Origin of the sequence: Sediminicola luteus (assembly GCF_002514735.1) — a bacterium.
Classification (GTDB): domain Bacteria; phylum Bacteroidota; class Bacteroidia; order Flavobacteriales; family Flavobacteriaceae; genus HQA918.
In genome coordinates this window covers 1-1,837 of sequence record NZ_KZ300477.1, presented here as the reverse complement: position 1 = coordinate 1,837, position 1,837 = coordinate 1, and the positions used below count along the sequence as shown (strand labels likewise).

The 1,837-nt window shown below is 50.6% G+C and carries 1 protein-coding gene; it reads left to right on the top strand.

The features are described from left to right. Positions 1-1,837 (top strand): thrombospondin type 3 repeat-containing protein (locus B7P33_RS19620; RefSeq protein ID WP_172435855.1); only part of this gene is annotated, 1,837 nt, incomplete at both ends.

Here is a 1,837-nt window from a genome sequence, read left to right as displayed (position 1 = left end):
AACGACGGTATCCCAGACGATTGTGAGCCTGATGATGATAACGACGGCATTCCAAACGATTGCGATAACTGTCCGACTACGGCTAATCCAAATCAGGAAGACGCTGATAACGACGGTGTAGGTGATGCCTGTGATAATTGTCCACAGACGGCCAACCCAGGTCAGGAAGATGCCGACAACGATGGCATCGGCGATGTATGTGAGGCCGATTGTGACAACGACGGTATCCCAGATGATCAAGAACCTGACTGTGACAACGACGGTATCCCAGACGATTGTGAGCCTGATGATGATAACGACGGCATTCCAAACGATTGCGATAACTGTCCGACTACGGCTAATCCAAATCAGGAAGACGCTGATAACGACGGTGTAGGTGATGCCTGTGATAATTGTCCACAGACGGCCAACCCAGGTCAGGAAGATGCCGACAACGACGGTATCGGCGATGTATGTGAGGCCGATTGTGACAACGACGGTATCCCAGATGATCAGGAGCCTGACTGTGACAATGACGGTATTCCGGACGATTGTGAGGCCGACGACGATAACGACGGTATTCCAAACGATTGTGACAACTGTCCAACAACAGCCAATCCTAATCAAGAGGATTCAGATAATGATGGAATAGGCGATGTATGCGATAATTGTCCTACCACAGCAAACCCAGGTCAGGAAGATGCCGACAATGATGGTGTCGGCGATGTATGTGAGGCCGATTGTGATAACGACGGCATTCCAGATGATCAAGAGCCTGACTGTGACAACGATGGTATCCCAGATGATTGTGAGCTGGATGATGATAATGACGGTATCCCGAACGATTGCGATAACTGTCCTACCACGGCAAACCCGAACCAGGAAGACGCTGACAACGATGGTGTAGGTGATGCCTGTGACAACTGTCCACAGACGGCCAACCCAGGTCAGGAAGATGCCGACAACGATGGTATCGGTGATGCTTGTGAGGCCGATGATGATAACGATGGTATCCCTAACGATTGTGATAACTGTCCGACCACGGCCAATCCGAACCAAGAGGATTCAGGTAATGATGGTATCGGTGATACCTGTGACAACTGTCCACAGACGGCCAATCCAGGTCAGGAAGATGCCGACAATGATGGTATAGGTGATGCTTGTGAGGCCGATTGTGATAACGATGGCATTCCAGATGATCAGGAGCCTGACTGTGATAACGACGGTATACCAGACGATTGTGAGCTGGATGATGATAATGACGGTATCCCGAACGATTGCGATAACTGTCCGACCACGGCCAATCTGAACCAAGAGGATGCTGATAACGATGGTATAGGTGACGCCTGTGACAATTGTCCACAGACGGTCAACCCAGGTCAGGAAGATGCCGACAATGATGGTATCGGTGATGTATGTGAGGCCGATTGTGACAACGACGGTATTCCAGATGATCAAGAGCCTGACTGTGATAACGATGGTATTCCGGATGATTGTGAACCTGACGATGATAACGACGGTATCCCGAACGATTGTGATAACTGTCCGACCACGGCCAACCCAGGTCAGGAAGATGCCGACAACGACGGTATCGGAGATGCTTGCGAGGATGACGAATGTAATGTTCGTGCTTCCATAAGCTGTGCGAATACCACTATCTGTCCGGGTGAGGAGACCACGATCCATGCCTTTGGTGGCAACACCTTTAGCTGGAGTAATGGTGCCACTACTGGAACGATCAAGGTCAGTCCGACCGAGACCACGACCTACACGGTTACCGTGAGTCGTTCCGATGATCCAGACTGTACCGATACTGCAAGTATCACGGTCAAGGTATACGAAGCCGAGGTAGATGCCG